The 15,970-nt window shown below is 59.1% G+C and carries 11 protein-coding genes; all 11 read left to right on the top strand.

Annotated elements, in window-relative coordinates; translation table 11 throughout:
- Window positions 1–130 precede the first annotated feature (130 nt).
- On the top strand, window positions 131–1,219 hold the full coding sequence (phnW, locus tag BQ5379_RS05665) for a 2-aminoethylphosphonate--pyruvate transaminase (RefSeq protein ID WP_071134537.1): 1,089 nt from the start codon (window positions 131–133) through the stop codon (window positions 1,217–1,219).
- Window positions 1,220–2,440, top strand: a complete 1,221-nt coding sequence (locus BQ5379_RS05660) for an NAD(P)/FAD-dependent oxidoreductase (RefSeq protein WP_071134536.1) — start codon at window positions 1,220–1,222, stop codon at window positions 2,438–2,440.
- Between the two features lie 4 nt (window positions 2,441–2,444).
- Entirely contained in the window at window positions 2,445–3,212 is a 768-nt protein-coding gene (locus BQ5379_RS05655) for an electron transfer flavoprotein subunit beta/FixA family protein (protein WP_071134535.1), read from the top strand.
- Window positions 3,209–4,396: an electron transfer flavoprotein subunit alpha gene (locus BQ5379_RS05650; RefSeq protein WP_071134534.1), complete on the top strand. Its 1,188-nt coding sequence runs from the start codon at window positions 3,209–3,211 to the stop codon at window positions 4,394–4,396. Before BQ5379_RS05655 ends, BQ5379_RS05650 begins: the two co-directional genes overlap by 4 nt.
- Window positions 4,397–4,887: 491 nt before the next feature.
- A complete protein-coding gene (locus BQ5379_RS05645) occupies window positions 4,888–7,956 on the top strand; it encodes a glycosyltransferase family 117 protein (RefSeq protein WP_071134533.1) in 3,069 nt (1,022 codons plus the stop codon).
- Window positions 7,957–8,733: 777 nt separating this feature from the next.
- Entirely contained in the window at window positions 8,734–9,999 is a 1,266-nt protein-coding gene (locus BQ5379_RS05640; protein ID WP_071134532.1) for a nucleotide sugar dehydrogenase, read from the top strand.
- 40 nt (window positions 10,000–10,039) lie between these two features.
- Complete coding sequence (gene rfbA, locus BQ5379_RS05635; RefSeq protein WP_071134531.1) at window positions 10,040–10,945, top strand: glucose-1-phosphate thymidylyltransferase RfbA; 906 nt, start codon at window positions 10,040–10,042, stop codon at window positions 10,943–10,945.
- A 16-nt stretch (window positions 10,946–10,961) separates the two neighbouring features.
- A complete protein-coding gene (locus BQ5379_RS05630) occupies window positions 10,962–11,393 on the top strand; it encodes a WxcM-like domain-containing protein (protein ID WP_071134530.1) in 432 nt (143 codons plus the stop codon).
- 155 nt (window positions 11,394–11,548) lie between these two features.
- A complete protein-coding gene (locus BQ5379_RS05625; protein WP_071134529.1) occupies window positions 11,549–13,720 on the top strand; it encodes a glycoside hydrolase family 20 protein in 2,172 nt (723 codons plus the stop codon).
- Window positions 13,721–14,070: 350 nt separating this feature from the next.
- The gene (locus tag BQ5379_RS05620) at window positions 14,071–15,240 is read left to right on the top strand and encodes an acyltransferase family protein (protein WP_071134528.1); all 1,170 of its coding nucleotides are present in this window, start codon (window positions 14,071–14,073) and stop codon (window positions 15,238–15,240) included.
- A gap of 293 nt (window positions 15,241–15,533) precedes the next feature.
- Window positions 15,534–15,920 carry a 30S ribosomal protein S12 gene (rpsL, locus tag BQ5379_RS05615; protein ID WP_027290549.1) on the top strand — a complete coding sequence of 129 codons (387 nt, stop codon included), beginning with the start codon at window positions 15,534–15,536 and terminating at the stop codon, window positions 15,918–15,920.
- Window positions 15,921–15,970: the final 50 nt, after the last annotated feature.

Raw genomic sequence — 15,970 nt, 5'->3', positions numbered from 1 at the left:
CCCGGCACTGCGACGCGGCGGAGGCCTCCCTGCGGATCGAACAACGCGGCGGAGTTCCGCGGTGCATCGCCCATCACCCCAAAACATACCATACGGAAAAAAGAAAAAGATTTAAGTCGTTAGAGATATCATGAGAAATTACCTTTTGCTGACCCCCGGTCCGCTGAGCACTTCGGAAACAGTTCGTCAGGCCATGTTGCAGGACTGGTGTACGTGGGACAAAGACTATAACCTCGGTGTGGTGACTCCGCTGCGCGAGGGGCTGCTGGAAGTGGCCGGGCTCGATCCCAAGGAGGGCGCTTATACGACCGTGCTGTTGCAGGGCAGCGGCACCTACGGTGTGGAGGCTACCATCACCTGTGCCGTGCGTCCGACCGACAAACTGCTGATCGTCAGCAACGGCGCCTATGGCAAGCGAATGGCCGACATCGTGCGTCATGCCGGGATTCCCCATGTGCACGTGGCGCTGAAGGAGACCGAACAGGTCACGCCCGAGGTGGTGAAACGCGCGATTGCCGAAAATCCCGACGCCACCCACTTCTCGGTCGTACACTGCGAAACCACGACCGGTATTCTGAACCCCGTGGCCGACATTGCCCCCATTGTGAAAGGGGCCGGGCTGACCCTGATCGTTGATGCCATGAGCAGCTTCGGCGGTATTCCGATCGACATTCAGGGGCTGGGAATCGATTTCCTGATCAGCAGCGCCAATAAATGTATCCAGGGGGTTCCGGGCTTCTGCTTTGTGATTGCCCGCCGCTCGGCACTCGAAAAGTGCAAAGGGGTGTCGCGCTCGCTCTCGCTCGATATCTACGACCAGTGGGAGACGATGGAAAAAGGGGGCGGCAAGTGGCGTTTCACCTCGCCGACCCATGTGGTTCGTGCCTTCTTCCAGGCACTCCAGGAGCTCAAGGCCGAAGGCGGTGTTGAGGCCCGTTATGCCCGTTACCGCGAGAATCACGATACGCTGGTGAAGGGGATGCGCGAAGCCGGTTTCCGGACGCTGCTCGACGACCAGATCCAGTCGCCCATCATCACCTCGTTCCTCTATCCGTCGGCTGACTTCAACTTCGCCGACTTCTACGAACGGCTCAAGGCCCAGGGGTTCGTTATCTATCCCGGTAAGATCTCGGAGGCCGACACGTTCCGCATCGGGAACATCGGCGACGTCTTCCCGGATGATTTCAAACGTCTGACCGATATTGTCAAAAGCCTCTAAATGAAAGCCGATATTATTATCATAGGCGGCGGCCTGCTCGGCACGGCCGCAGCTTATCAGTTGGCCAAGCGGGGAGCCGGGCGCATCGTGCTGTTCGAGCGTCAGGACATCGCTTCGCAGGCCTCCAGCCGGGCGGCGTGTCTGCTGACCCGTGCCCGCACCAAACCGGCCGTGATGCGGATGGTGCAGGAGACCTACGACTGTATTGCCGAGATCGAGACGCTGCTGGGCGAGTCGCTCGAGATGCAGAGCGTCGGCAGTGTGACCATCGCGGCCAGCGAGACGGCCGAAAAGGGAATGGATGCCCTGGCCGCTGCCGCCGAAGGGTTCGGCATTCCGGTCGAACGCATCGGTCGTGAACGGCTCAAGGAGCTGCTTCCCTGGATCGAAACGGCACCGGTCACCGGTGCAATCTATATGCCGACCGATGCCTTTATCGATTCGGCGCTGTTGTGCAACGGGTATGCCCGGGCAGCACGTCACCTGGGGGTCAAACTGCGGAGCCGCACGGCGGTCCGCGAGATTACGCACGAGAACGGGGCTGTCACCGGCGTGGTGCTGGACGACGGCAGCCGCGTCGAAGCCCCCGTGGTGATCGATGCCGCCGGGGCCTGGTCCAACCTGCTCTCGATGCCGCTCGGTATCGGGCTGCCGATGACCCCTGTGCGGAGCCACTTCTGGATCACGGAGCAGAATCCGGCCATCTTCCCGGCTCAGGAGCCGTTTGCCGTGATTCCCGATGCGCGGGCCTTCACCCGTCCCGATGTCGGCGGGTTGATCATCGGCATTCGCGAGCCGGTGTGCGTCAGCTTCGACCCCCACGAGATGAAAGATTCGATCGAACACGTCGACTTCAGCCCGGACAACGGATGGGAGACCCTTTCGCAGGTGGCCGAACTCTTCGAACCCTTCTTCCCGGCTATCCGCGATACCGGTATCGCCCACTATGTGGCCGGTCCGTCGTGCTATGTGCCGGATGCCATGTTCGTCGTGGGGCCGAGCAGTCGTCTGAAGGGATTTTTCGCAGCCACCGGATGTTGTGGCGGCGGGGTGGCCTGTGGCGGCGGTATCGGCCGTCTGGTGGCCGAACTGGTGATGGGGACCGAACCGTTTGTCGATCCGGCGCCGTTCTGTCCCGAACGTTTCGGCGAGGTCGATCCGTTCGACCCGGCATTCCAGAAACGGTGTGCCGATGCCCGTTCAAACAAGAAAGGAGGTTGATCCGATGAAAAGATATATCGTGTTTATCAAACAAGTACCCGCCTCGACGCGGGTGTCGATCGACCCGGTGACCCATGCGTTGGTGCGGGCCGGTGCCAAATCCCGGATCAACCCCTACGACCTGCATGCCGTCCGGGCTGCGGTTGAATTGCGCGAACGGCTGGGGGGCGAGGTGGTTGCCGTGACGATGGGGCCGCCGCAGGCCGAAGCCGCTCTGCGCGAGGCGATGACCGCCGGTGCCGACCGGGCCGTGCTGTTGAGCGATCGCGCCTTTGCCGGCAGCGATACGTGGGGCACGGGAGCCGTGCTGGCTGCCGCCGTCCGGAAAATCGGCGACGGGGATGTGCTGCTGTTCGGCAAACAGGCTGTCGATGGCGACACGGCCCAGGTGGGACCGGGCGTTGCCGCACGGCTGGGGCTGCCGCAGGTGACCGAACTGTTGCGGTTCGACGAGATTCGCGACGGGCAGCTGACGGTCGAAAAGTGTTGTGACAACGGTACTCAGCAGGTGCGCGTGTCGATGCCCTGCGTGCTGACCGTGACCAAAGAGGCCAACGAGGTGTCCGCGCCGACCCTTCGACAGTGGGAACGGGCCCAGGGGCTGCCTCTGGAGGTGTGGGGCATCGGCGATCTCGACCTGCAACCCTCGGATACGGGTTTTGCGGGCTCGCCCACGCGGGTGGTCGCCACCGAAGCGGCTGCAACCAAAGGCCGGGCGAAGATTCTTGGCTCGGCGGAAGAATTGGCTAATCTGATACGGACGTTATCATGAGCGAGTTTCCTTTGAAATTGGACGCGCAACGCTGTCTGCAGTGCGGCGTCTGCATCGATGCCTGCGGCTACGGGGCATTGACGATGAATGAATATCCGGAGATCGATCCGGAAGCCTGCCGTCTGTGCGGCAGCTGTGCCGAGGCTTGTCCGGCCGGGGCGTTGGTGCTCTCGGCGGTCGAGCGTGAGCGGGATACCCAGGCGCAGGGTATCTGGGTGTTGGCCGAGTCTCGCCCCGACGGTACGTCGGATCCGGTGACGGCCGAACTGTTGGGCGAGGCGCGCCGTCTGGCCGAGACTGCCGGCGAATCGGTGTCGGCGCTGCTGGTCGGCCCCTCCGAGGCCGGTGACCGTTGTCGCGAACTGTTCGAACAGGGCGCCGACCGGGTCTATCTGGCCCCCTGCGCCGATGCCGAGGTGCCGGAAGAGAACCGGTGGGCTACGGTCGTCGCGGCCGTTGCGGCCCGCTACCGGCCTTCGATCCTGCTGATCGGGGCGACCCGTTTCGGCCGGGGTGTGGCGGCTCGTGTCGCTGCATCGCTCGGAACGGGGCTGACGGCCGACTGCACCCGCCTGAGCATCGACCCGCAGAGCGGTAACCTGCTCCAGCAGCGGCCGGCCTTCGGCGGCAACCTGCTGGCCACTATCGTAACTCCTGACCATCGTCCCCAAATGGCCTCCGTACGGCCGGGCGTGATGAAGGCCATCGCTCCGCGCAGCGGGTTTGTCGGCGAGATCACGCTTTGTGAAGTTCCGGCGGCCGGACCGTCGGCGGTTGAAATCGTGGCCAGCAGGCTCAACGAAACGCGTGGCAGCTCGATTGCCGATGCCCGGATCGTCGTCGGCGGCGGTCGCGGAATGCAGTGTGCGGCCAACATGGCGCTGCTGCAGGAGCTGGCTGACGTGCTGGGAGGTTCCGTAGCCGGGTCGCGTGCCGCTGTCGAGGCGGGCTGGATCGGTTTCGAAAACCAGGTCGGCCAGACGGGGCGGAGCATCGCGCCGGACCTCTATATCGCCTGCGGCATCAGCGGTCAGATCCAGCATACGGCGGGGCTGACGGGTGCCGGAACGATCGTGGCCATCAACAACGATCCGGCGGCGCCGATCTTCTCCGTGGCCGATTACGGCATCGTCGGCGACGTGACCGACGTGCTGCCGCGGTTGATCGCTGCGCTTCGTGCCTGATATGCAAATCATGTGAAAGCAATCTCTTGATTGTATGGTGGACGGCTGGTTCTCTGTCTCAGTGGAGGGCCGGCCGTCTTTTTTGGGCGGGAGCAGGGCGGGCCTGGTGTGGAAGAGGGATTTCTTCCGGGACACGTTTCCCGATCTTTTGCCGAAGCCGCTTTCCGATTTCGCTACATCGCGGGATACGGGAAATATAGAGGTAAGTCATTGATTTACATGCGGAATTTTGGCCGCGCGTAAAGGGGTTGGTCTTGGCGTGGAGAACTATCATCGGGCGACGCGGCGAACGTTCCGCGGCGGAATCTTCGGCGAGGGCATCTTCCGGGGCGGAATCGCTCCGGCCTCTGTGCGATCGCTCCTCCGGCGGGCGAGTTTCCAAAATAAGTGGCGGCGGCCTTCCGTTTAGAAGGGTGCGGATTCATGCAAATCGGCAAATAATTTTTAACTTAGCCGCCGTTAAAACCAGCATAATAGTAATCAAATAGCCCATGAGCAGCTTCAGTAAGCGCAGCATCTGGGGCGGGTGGATCGTTTTCGTCATCGCCAGCCTCACCTACCTGCTCACCATGGAGCCCACCGCCAGTCTGTGGGATTGCAGTGAGTTCATCGCCACCAGTTATAAACTCGAAGTCGGGCACCCCCCCGGAACACCGTTCTTCTTCCTGATCAACCGTCTCGGCGCCATCTTTGCCGGCGACCCGTCGAACGTGGCCGTCGCCATCAACGCCCTCTCGGCCCTCGAAAGCGGTCTGACCATCGCCTTCCTCTTCTGGACCATCGCCCACCTCGGACGACGCCTCTACCGCAAGGAAGAAGAGGAACTGACCGATGCCCAGAGCTGGGCCATCATCGGCGCCGCCGCCATCGGCTCGCTGGCTTATACCTGGACCGATACCTTCTGGTTCTCGGCCGTCGAAGCCGAAGTGTATGCCCTCTCGTCGCTCTTTACGGCCGTGGTCTTCTGGGCGATCCTCAAGTGGGAAAACGTAGCCGACCAGCCCGGCAGCAACCGCTGGCTGGTGCTCATCGCCTACCTGATGGGGCTGTCGGTCGGGGCGCACATCCTGAACCTGCTGGCCATCCCGGCACTCGTCTTTATCTACTACTTCAAGAAATTCCCGGGGCGTCCCAAAGCCGACCTCTGGAAACCCGGCGTGGTGTCGATCCTGCTGACCGGGGCGTTCTACATCCTGACGCCCACCGTCGTCTCGATCGGAGCCTTTGTCGATCGTATCTTCGTCAACGGGTTCGGACTGGGCGTGAACAGCGGTCTGACCACCTTCGTCGTGCTGTTGCTCGCGGCGCTGGGATGGGGTGTGTGGAAAACCCATATGGCAGGGAAAGCCGGTTGGAATACCATCCTGCTCTCGGCCTTCATGGTGATCGTCGGCATCTCGACCTACGGGATCGTGCTGATCCGTGCCAGCATCAACCCGCCGATGAACAGCAACAACCCCAGCAACCCCTATGCGCTGCTGTCGTTCCTGAACCGCGACCAGTACGGTGCGCCGCCGCTGCTCTACGGACAGTCCTACGCTTCGCCTACCGTCGGCAACGAATACAGCGACTCCTATTTCGTGGATGAAGACGGCAAGTACAAGCCGATGGAACGCGTCAAAGACTATACGTACGACGACAATACCAAGATGGTCTTCCCGCGTATGCACAGCCATCAACCCTCGCATGTACGCGAGTATGAACGTTGGGTTGACGTCAAGGGTCGCCGTGTGCGGGCCCAAAACGGAACCATGGTGACCGTCCCCACCTTTGGTGATAACCTCGCTTTCTTCTTCTCCTACCAGCTCAACAATATGTACTGGCGTTACTTCCTGTGGAACTTTGTGGGACGCCAGAGCGATATTCAGAACAATACCATCGTGGACGGGAACTGGCTCAGCGGCATCTCGCCCATCGACGAACTCTACCTCGGCCCACAGGACGATCTGCCCTCGGAAGTGGCGGCCAACAAGGGACGTAATACCTACTACTTCCTGCCGTTTATCCTGGGGCTTATCGGCTTCTTCTACCAGCTCAAACGCGACGGCCGGAACTTCCTGGTGGTCTTCCTGCTCTTCTTCATGACCGGGTTGGCCATTATCCTCTACCTGAACCAGACTCCGCTGCAGCCGCGTGAACGTGACTATGCCTATGCGGGCTCGTTCTACGCCTTTGCCATCTGGATCGGGCTCGGCCTGCTGTGGATCTACGATCTGCTCCACCGCCACGCCTTCAAGACCAACGGACGGATCGCTGCCGCCGTGGCCTTTGTGGTCTGCGCCTCGGTGCCGACCGTGCTGGCCGTGCAGAACTGGGACGACCACGACCGCAGCCACCGTTACGTGGCGCGTGACATGGGGTACAACTACCTGACCAGCGTCCTGCCCAACGGTATTATCATCGACTACGGCGATAACGACACCTTCCCGCTCTGGTACAACCAGGAGGTCGAAGGGGTGCGTCCCGACGTTCGCGTGATGAACTCCTCGTATATCGGTGGCGACTGGTACATCGACCAGATGCGCATGAAGGCCAACGAGTCGGACCCCATCCCGCACTCGATGCCGCGAAACAAATTCTACGGCGATGCCACGGGACAGTTCATGATTCAGGAGTTCCCCAAACCGGATGGCAGCGTCTGGACAGCCAAAGAGGTGATGGCGGTGGCCAACAGTGACGACCCCCGTACACAGATGGTCGATCAGAGCGGTCGTACTTACAACATTATCCCGGCGCGGCGCATTGCCGTTCCCGTTAACAAGGAGAATGTGATCAAAAGCGGCATTGTCCGTCCCGAAGATGCCCATCTGATCGAAGATACGATCTATCTGAACATTCCGAAGGAAAAACAGGGGCTGATGGCTGGCGAGATGGTATTCCTCGATATGCTGGCCAGCGGCGACTGGACTCGTCCGATTCACTTCACCTCGGCTGCCGACCTGTTCAACTGGGGGCTGATTCACTACGATTCCGAGGGTGGCGACTCCTGGTCCTACCTCCAGCAGGACGGGATGGTGTATCGGCTGGTGCCGATCAAGTCGCCTATCGACCGGATCTTCGGTATCGGGCGTATCGACGTCGAAACCCTCTATGACAACCTGATGAACAAGTATCGCTACGGGAATATCCGCGATTCGAGAACCTACGCCGATACCTTCATTACCGGAACATTCCTGACCTCGCAGTTGCGTTCGACATTCGCACGTTTGGCCAATGCCCTCACCGAACAGGGCGACACGACCCGCGCCATCGAGGTGCTGGATCGCGCCATGACGGAGATGCCGCTCGAACAGTTGCGGATGGACGATCTGGTAGTCTACCTGATCGAAGCCTACTATAAAGCAGGGGCCGTCGACAAGGGGAATGCGCTGGCCCGTCAGGCAGCCCAGATCCTCACGGAGTATGTGAATTACTACAGCCGCTTCACCGGCGAAAAGAAAAAACTCGTCGAAAGCGAAATGATGGATCGGCTGCGCACGCTTTACAATCTCTACCTGGTTGCTGACCAGAACGGCCAGCAGGAGATTGTGGACCTGTGTGCCCCCTATCTCGGAGCGTAGCGGTCTCCTGTCCGGGAGCAGCGTGATGTTTGAATCGTCGTCGGCCTGGCAAGAATGCCGATGCCCGCTCCCGAACGTGTAACGTAAAAATGAGCCGTCTTCCCGGTTGTGGGAAGGCGGCTCGTTTTTTGTTCGGAGGGGAAAAGATCGAGCGATGTTTCGCTTGAGATACAAAACGGGAGAGAGGGCGCGTTCGTGTGCGGTGGTGGTGTCGCGGCGCGCGGGCCGGGAGCGATAGTAGGCCGGTTGGTGTGGACTGTGGGGTGACGAAATGAGGAAAATTTGTACGTGCAAAGGAGCGGCCGGAGGGGAAAAGGAAGGGTAGGGGGCAGAAACTGTGGAATGGGGCCTGTAATTTATCCGGAACGGCTCGTACATGCCGGAAAATCGTTATCTTTGAAGAATAATAGAGGTGCTGAATCGGGAGTGCTCGTCTCAAAGTGGCGGACATATTTCGGTACGGACGACGCTGTTCGATGATGGGGGCGTGCCGATAAAAGCGGCCGGTGTCGGAAAAGTCGGGCCGGAGAGAGGAGAAAACTGAAGAATAACCTGCTCCAGGAGGGAAGGCGCGGCGGAATAAGAAAGTAGTGGGGAAGGCTTGTGTGATGCTGTAATGCCTTGTTACCTTTAGGAAAGGCGCGGGCGGGTTTGGAAAACGTGCCGGACTGATTTGGGCGACGTGCCGGACTGGTTTAGACAACGTGTCGGATTGATCGAGGCAAAATGCCGGACAGAACAGCGCCCCGAGTTTTGAATCATAAAATGCTACGCAATATGCAACAGGTCAGAATGGCCGTTATCGGTCTGGGGTATGTCGGGCTGCCCCTGGCTGTCGAGTTTGCCCGGAAATACCCCGTCGTGGGGTTCGATATCAATGCACGTCGCGTCGAGGGGCTCAAAACCGGCCACGACGCTACGCTCGAAGTCTCGGACGACGATTTGCAGGCCAGTACGCTCCGCTTTACTTCCGATCGTGAGGACATTCGTCCCTGCAATGTCTATATCGTCACGGTGCCGACCCCCATTACGGCCGACAAACGTCCCGACATGATGCCGCTGATTTCGGCATCGGCGACGGTCGGCAGCGTCCTTTCGCCGGGTGACATCGTGATCTATGAGTCGACCGTCTATCCCGGGGCGACCGAAGAGGTCTGTGTCCCCGAACTCGAACAGGCCTCCGGGCTGGTGTTCAACCGTGACTTCTTTGTCGGCTATTCGCCCGAACGCATCAACCCCGGTGACAAACAGCACACCTTCGCCACCATCCGCAAAGTCACCTCCGGCTCGACCCCCGAGACGGCCGATTTTGTCGACGAACTCTATAACAGTGTCCTGCACAACGGCACCTTCAAAGCGTCGTCGCTCAAGGTGGCTGAGGCCTCGAAGATCATCGAGAATTGCCAGCGCGACATCAATATCTCCTTCTTCAACGAGCTGGCCCTGATCTTCGACCGGCTGGGAATCGACACGCAGGAGGTGATCGAGGCCGCCTCGACCAAGTGGAACTTCATCAAACTTAAACCCGGTCTGGTCGGCGGTCACTGTATCGGTGTCGATCCCTACTACCTGAAGTGGAAAGCCGAACAGGTGGGCTATCTCACGGCCGTGATCAGTTCCGGCCGTCGCGTGAACGACTCGATGGGGGCCTTTGTGGCCGACAAGGTGGTCAAACTGCTGATCGGGCACGACTTCAAGGTGCGTCATGCCAAAGTGCTGGTATTGGGGACCACCTTCAAGGAGAATTGTCCCGATATTCGCAATACGAAAGTGGTGGACGTGGTGGCCGAGCTGCGCGAATTCCAGTGCGATGTCGATGTCTACGACCCGTGGGCGTCGGCCGAAGAGGTGCGTCGGGAATACAACCTCGCGCTGTTGCCCGATTTGAACGGTGCGCAGGGGCGTTACGATGCCGTCGTGCTGGCCGTGGCCCATCGTCAGTTCCTCGAGATGGATATCCGTGCGTTGCTGAGCGGCCCCGAAGCGGTGGTCTACGACATTAAGGGAGTGCTGCCGAAAGAGTGGGTCACCGCCCGTCTTTAAGCCAAAAACCCATTTTATAAACACAGGAATAGAAGAAGCCATGAAAGGAATCGTACTGGCCGGCGGCTCAGGCACGCGGCTCTATCCGATCACGAAAGGGGTCAGCAAACAGATGCTCCCGATTTATGACAAACCGATGATCTACTATCCGATCTCGGTGTTGATGCTGGCCGGCATCCGCGAGATCCTCATCATATCGACGCCGCACGATCTGCCCGGCTTCCAGCGTCTGCTGGGTGACGGCTCCAACTTCGGCGTGCGGTTCGAATACGCCGAACAGCCGTCGCCTGATGGACTGGCGCAGGCCTTTATTATCGGCGAAAAGTTCATCGGCGATGATGCGGCCTGCCTGGTGCTGGGCGACAATATCTTCTTCGGACAGAGCTTCACCGCCATGCTGCGCGAAGCGGTGGCCGCAGCCGAAGACCCGAACGATCCGAAAGCCACCGTTTTCGGCTATTGGGTGAGCGACCCGGAGCGATACGGCGTTGTGTCGTTCGACAAGGACGGCAATGCCGAAACGCTGGAAGAAAAACCCGCCCATCCGAAATCCAATTATGCCGTCGTGGGGCTTTACTTCTATCCCAATCGCGTTGTGGAGGTAGCCAAGAATATCAAACCTTCGGCCCGCGGCGAACTCGAAATTACGTCGGTGAACGAACAGTTCCTGCGCGACAGCCAGTTGAAAGTGCAGTTGCTGGGACGCGGTTTCGCCTGGCTCGACACCGGTACGCACGACTCCCTTTCGGAGGCATCGACCTTTATCGAAGTGATCGAAAAACGGCAGGGATTGAAGGTTGCCTGTCTCGAAGGGATTGCCTACAGCAAAGGTTGGATCACGGCCGATAAACTGCGCGAGATCGCACAGCCCATGGCCAAGAACCAGTACGGGCAGTATTTGTTGTCCCGGATCAAGGAACCCGACCAAAACGAAGATAACGCATAAATCCGCATAGAACCGTATGAGCGACATTCGAATCATAGAGGGTGGCATTTTTCGCGACCATCGCGGCGATTTGGTGCATGTGAACGACTTCCATCTCGAAGGCGCCCATCGTTATTACATCATTCGACACGACAATACGGAGGTCATCCGCGGTTGGCACGGTCATCAGCATGAGGCCAAGTGGTTTCAGTGTCTGCGGGGCGGATTCCGGCTGGCTTTCGTGCGGCCCGACGACTGGGAAAACCCGTCGCCCGATCTGACTCCCGAGGTGTTCACCCTCACGGCCGAACGCAGCGAACTGCTCGCTCTGCCCACCGGCTATGCCAACTGCATCCGCGCCACGGAACCCGATAGCCTGTTGCTCGTCTTCTCCGGCAAGGTGCTCGACGAGGCCGTGCACGACAGTTGGCGCTGGGAACCCACGATGTGGGGCGGCGATACCCTTTGATTCGCGGCGGTACCCTTTGCACTGAGACGATACCTTTTGCTCCGAGGTGGCACCCTTTGCCCGAGACGCATCATCTGAGCTGCAGGGGATGCGGGGGACGACCGGTCTGGTTCCGGGTGCAACCCTTTGAACGACACCACAAAACGAAAACCGATATGAAAGCACTGATTTTTCCGGGGATAGCCGCTCTGCTGCTGACAGCCTGCGCGTCGAGTTCCCAACCGGTCGAGATTGCCATCATTCCCCAGCCCGCCCGGATCGTCGAAGCGGGCGGCACCGTAAAAATCGGCCCCGATGATATTCACACCACCGTCGATACGACCATCGCCAACCCCGAAGGGTATCGGCTCACTGTCAGCGGCGATGGCGTCGAGATTGTCGGGGGGAGCGATGCCGGTGTCTTTTACGGCCTGCAAACCCTCGCACAGCTGCGCGACTCGTCCGACCGCGTGCCCCGTGTGACTATCGAAGATGCGCCCCGCTTCCCGTGGCGCGGGATGCACCTCGACGTGAGTCGCCATTTCTTCTCGAAGGATTTCATCAAGAAGTACCTTGATATTCTGGCCTATCACAAGATCAATACCTTCCATTGGCACCTGACCGACGGTATCGGCTGGCGCTTGCAGATCGACAAGTATCCGCTGCTGACCTCCAAAGGAGCCTGGCGCAAGGTCAAGGATGAACAGGCGCCCTGGATCGGTTTTGAACTGAGCGACGAGTCGCGTCGCGACAGTGCCGACACCTATGGCGGTTACTACACCAAAGACGATGTGCGCGAGATTTTGGCCTATGCCAAAGAGCGACACATCACCGTCATTCCCGAAATCGAGATGCCCGGCCACTCCGAAGCTGCCACCTATGCCTACCCCGAGTATATTTGCGCGAACGCAAAACCCGGCAGCGGGGTCTATTGCCCGGGCAAGGAGGAGACCTTTGCCTATCTCGAAGGTATTCTCGACGAGGTGATCGAACTCTTCCCCGATTCGCCCTACATCCATATCGGCGGCGACGAGGTGGGCAAGGATCAGTGGCACAAATGCCCGCTGTGTCAGAAACGCATGCGCGAAGAGGGCCTCAAGGATGAACACGAACTGCAAAGCTATTTCGTGCACCGGATCGAAGAGTTCATCAACTCGAATGGAAAGGCGATGATCGGCTGGGACGAAATTCTGGAAGGCGGTCTGGCCCCGAACGCCACGGTCATGTCCTGGACCGGTTTCGAAGGCGGGATTAAAGCCGCCAATGCCGGCCACGACGTGGTGATGGTGCCGCTGGACTATGTCTATTTCGACCACTATCAGAGCCACAACGCCTGTGAACCGCAGGCCTGGGGCGGGCTCAACAGCGTCAAGCGCGTATATGCCTTTGAACCCGTTCCGCCGGCCATCGACCCGGCCAAGGCACACCACGTCAAAGGGGGGCAGGCCAACGTTTGGACCGAAACGATCCTGACTCCCGAGCACGTCGAGTATATGCTGCTGCCCCGTCTGGCGGCCCTCTCCGAAGTGCTCTGGAGCGACACCACGGCACGCGACTGGAGCCGTTTCGAGCGCAAACTCGACCGTCAGTACGACCGCTATGCCGCCCTCGGCTGGAACTACGCCGAAAGTGCCATGACGCCTTACGTTGCCGACCAGCATTTCAACGGGGATGGAAGCCTGACGCTCATGCTGGCTACGGAACTCGACAGCTGCACGGTGCGTTACACCCTCGACGGTACGACGCCCACCGCCCAGTCGGCACTGTATGCCGACTCGATCCGCATCGACGAGCCTGCGACCCTCACGGCGCAAACCTTCCGCAAGGGTCGTCCGGTGGGTTGTGTGCTGAAGGTGCCCCATCTGCTGCATCTCGCCTCGCAGGCGCAAGTTACCTACGCCACGCCCTACAATTCCGCCTATTCTGGAGGCGGCGACGGGGCGCTGACCGACAACCGTTATGCCTTCAAACGTGGCGACGATCCGGCATGGCAGGGCTTCGAAGGCAAAAACATGGACATCACGCTCGACCTCGGAACCAATCAGACGGTCAGCGGTGTGATGGTTGATTTCTTCCAGCATATCTCCACTACCTCGGTGATGCTGCCCACGCAGCTGAAGGTGTGGACCTCGACCGACGGTAAAAACTTCGCCGAAGCGGTGAACACTCCTGTCGAACAGGTGGATGCCAACGAAGCGCTTGTCAAGACTTGCGATGTTCGTTTCCCGGCGCCGCTCGAGACCCGTTTTATCCGTATCGAAGCGGTCAACCGGGGCATCCTGCCGGCAGGTATTCCGAGAGGCGGCGCTCCGGCATGGGTCTTCGCCGACGAGGTGATCGTTTATTAGCCCTCCCTGTGTCGCAACACTGTCCGGCTGTGTGGGGATTTGATGCGGCCGGACGGAATGGCCCGAAAGGGCAAATCGCGCGAAGGATCGGGCGGGAGTGTAGATTTGTTGTCCCGATCCGCATGTACCCGTGCGAGGGGGGGGATAGCCCGCGCTGTGTATTTTCTTATTGACAATCGTGCCGGTAGCTGAATGTTGGGTTCTGCTACCGGTTTTTTACAGGCATTTGGGCCTTTGTTGAAACTGCGGCTAACCTGAGATACCTGCAAACTTTTGAATTTTTCTGTAATCACCCCTTGATTCCGCTGCAATGTTTTGGCAGCATATAGTACTTCATAAATCTTCGGCTTATGACCCCTTGTCTCCCATCCAAACGCCTCGATTCGCTCGATGCCCTGCGGGGTTTCGATATGTTTGTGTTGGTTCTGTTGCACCCTTTTCTGATGGCGCTCACGGCAGCGGCGCCCGACAGTGCCGTCATGCAGTTTCTGCGTGAGCAGTCAACCCATGTGACGTGGGAGGGATTCACGTTCCACGACCTCATCATGCCACTCTTCATGTTTGTAGCCGGGGTGGCCATCCCGTTTGCCTTTGCAAAGTATCGCACGGGCGACACGTTTACTTTCGACCGGAGGCGCGTCTACGGGCGTATGGCTCGGCGGGTTGTGTTGCTGTGGCTGCTAGGTATGGTGATTCAGGGAAATCTGCTGGGACTCGACCCGAAACATATCTATCTGTTTACCAATACGCTGCAGGCAATCGCCGTGGGCTATCTCTTTGCATCGCTGTTTTATATCCGCTTCACGTGGCGTGTACAGGCTGCGATCGCTGCGGGACTGATGGTGGCATACTGGGCTGTGATGACCTTCTGCTCGGCCGAAGGGTGGGGAATGATCTTCGGAAACGGAGATTATGCTTTCCCGACCAACATGGCCGAATACATCGATCGGGTCGTGCTCGGGCGGTTCCGCGACGGTGTGACCTGGGAGGGTGAGGTGTGGAGCTTCGCGTCGTGGTACGACAATACCTGGATACTCAGTTCGCTGACTTTCGTTGTGACGGTGATGATCGGAGTCTTCTCGGGCGAGATGCTGCTGGCCGACGGCACCCCGATGCGGAAATTGTGGCGGCTGGTACTTTTCGGTGCGGCGCTGCTGGTCGGAGCCTGGGTATTGAAGGCGGCCGGTATACCGATCATCAAGCGGATATGGACACCGTCGATGGTGCTGCTGGCCGGGGGATGGTCGGTGTTGCTGCTGGCGCTCTTCTATTATATATTGGACATCCGGGGTTGGAAACGGTGGGCCTTCCCACTGCGTGTTATGGGACTGAATGCCGTTGTGGCCTATACAATGGGCGAATATTTCAACTTCTCGTCAATTACCGGACGACTGCTCTACGGCTTTGAACACTGGCTGCCCGACGGATGGTATCCCGTGGTGCTGGCGGCGGGACAGGCCCTGCTGATCTATTGGGTGATCTGGATGCTGTACCGTTGCGAGAAATACGTGAGATTGTAGCGGCTGGGTGGGGCGAGGCTTTGTTGCCGTGTAGGAAGTTCGCGTTTGTTTTGTGGCGACAATGCTGAGATTGTTTGGCGCGTTTCTGTGCAAGCGGCCCCTGTGAACAGGCAGGTTCACGGCTTTCGTTCGGGGCTTTCCCGGGGCTGCGCAACCGTTACGCCCGGCACCGAAAAACGGACCGTGTGAAGAAAAATTATTCGAGACGCTTTTGAAAGCATTGAAAATCAAAAAATAGTACCTATCTTTGCGCACCGATTTTGTGTAACTAAAAACAAAAGAGAAAAAACAAAATGCCAACTATCCAACAATTAGTACGTAAGGGAAGGACTGACGTGGCATACAAGAGCAAGGCTCCGGCCCTGGAAGCTTGTCCGCAACGTCGCGGTGTTTGTGTGCGTGTGTACACCACCACCCCCAAGAAACCGAACTCGGCTATGCGTAAAGTAGCCCGTGTGCGTCTGACCAACGGTAAGGAAGTCAACGCCTACATCCCGGGCGAAGGGCATAACCTTCAGGAACACTCCATCGTATTGGTACGCGGCGGTCGTGTGAAAGACCTGCCTGGTGTTCGTTACCACCTGGTTCGCGGTACGCTCGATGCCGCCGGTGTTGACGGTCGTAACCAACGTCGCTCCAAATACGGCACTAAACGTCCGAAAGCCGGCGCCAAGAAGTAGTCGCCGAACTGCGTAACGGAAACGTAAACAAGAATTAACCAAACACCCAT

The organism is Millionella massiliensis (assembly GCF_900104655.1).
Lineage (GTDB): Bacteria > Bacteroidota > Bacteroidia > Bacteroidales > Rikenellaceae > Rikenella > Rikenella massiliensis.
The sequence above is the reverse complement of the archived record's forward strand: the minus strand, read 5'-3'. Positions and strand labels throughout refer to the sequence as shown.

What these genes read in the sequence shown, in the direction of transcription:
- BQ5379_RS05650 (WP_071134534.1), top strand. Translation starts at nt 3,209, where the DNA reads ATGAGCGAGTTTCCTTTGAAATTGGACGCGCAACGCTGTCTGCAGTGC.
- BQ5379_RS05655 (WP_071134535.1), top strand. Translation starts at nt 2,445, where the DNA reads ATGAAAAGATATATCGTGTTTATCAAACAAGTACCCGCCTCGACGCGG.
- BQ5379_RS05630 (WP_071134530.1), top strand. Translation starts at nt 10,962, where the DNA reads ATGAGCGACATTCGAATCATAGAGGGTGGCATTTTTCGCGACCATCGC.
- rpsL (WP_027290549.1), top strand. Translation starts at nt 15,534, where the DNA reads ATGCCAACTATCCAACAATTAGTACGTAAGGGAAGGACTGACGTGGCA.
- phnW (WP_071134537.1), top strand. Translation starts at nt 131, where the DNA reads ATGAGAAATTACCTTTTGCTGACCCCCGGTCCGCTGAGCACTTCGGAA.
- BQ5379_RS05620 (WP_071134528.1), top strand. Translation starts at nt 14,071, where the DNA reads ATGACCCCTTGTCTCCCATCCAAACGCCTCGATTCGCTCGATGCCCTG.
- BQ5379_RS05640 (WP_071134532.1), top strand. Translation starts at nt 8,734, where the DNA reads ATGCAACAGGTCAGAATGGCCGTTATCGGTCTGGGGTATGTCGGGCTG.
- BQ5379_RS05645 (WP_071134533.1), top strand. Translation starts at nt 4,888, where the DNA reads ATGAGCAGCTTCAGTAAGCGCAGCATCTGGGGCGGGTGGATCGTTTTC.
- BQ5379_RS05660 (WP_071134536.1), top strand. Translation starts at nt 1,220, where the DNA reads ATGAAAGCCGATATTATTATCATAGGCGGCGGCCTGCTCGGCACGGCC.
- BQ5379_RS05625 (WP_071134529.1), top strand. Translation starts at nt 11,549, where the DNA reads ATGAAAGCACTGATTTTTCCGGGGATAGCCGCTCTGCTGCTGACAGCC.
- rfbA (WP_071134531.1), top strand. Translation starts at nt 10,040, where the DNA reads ATGAAAGGAATCGTACTGGCCGGCGGCTCAGGCACGCGGCTCTATCCG.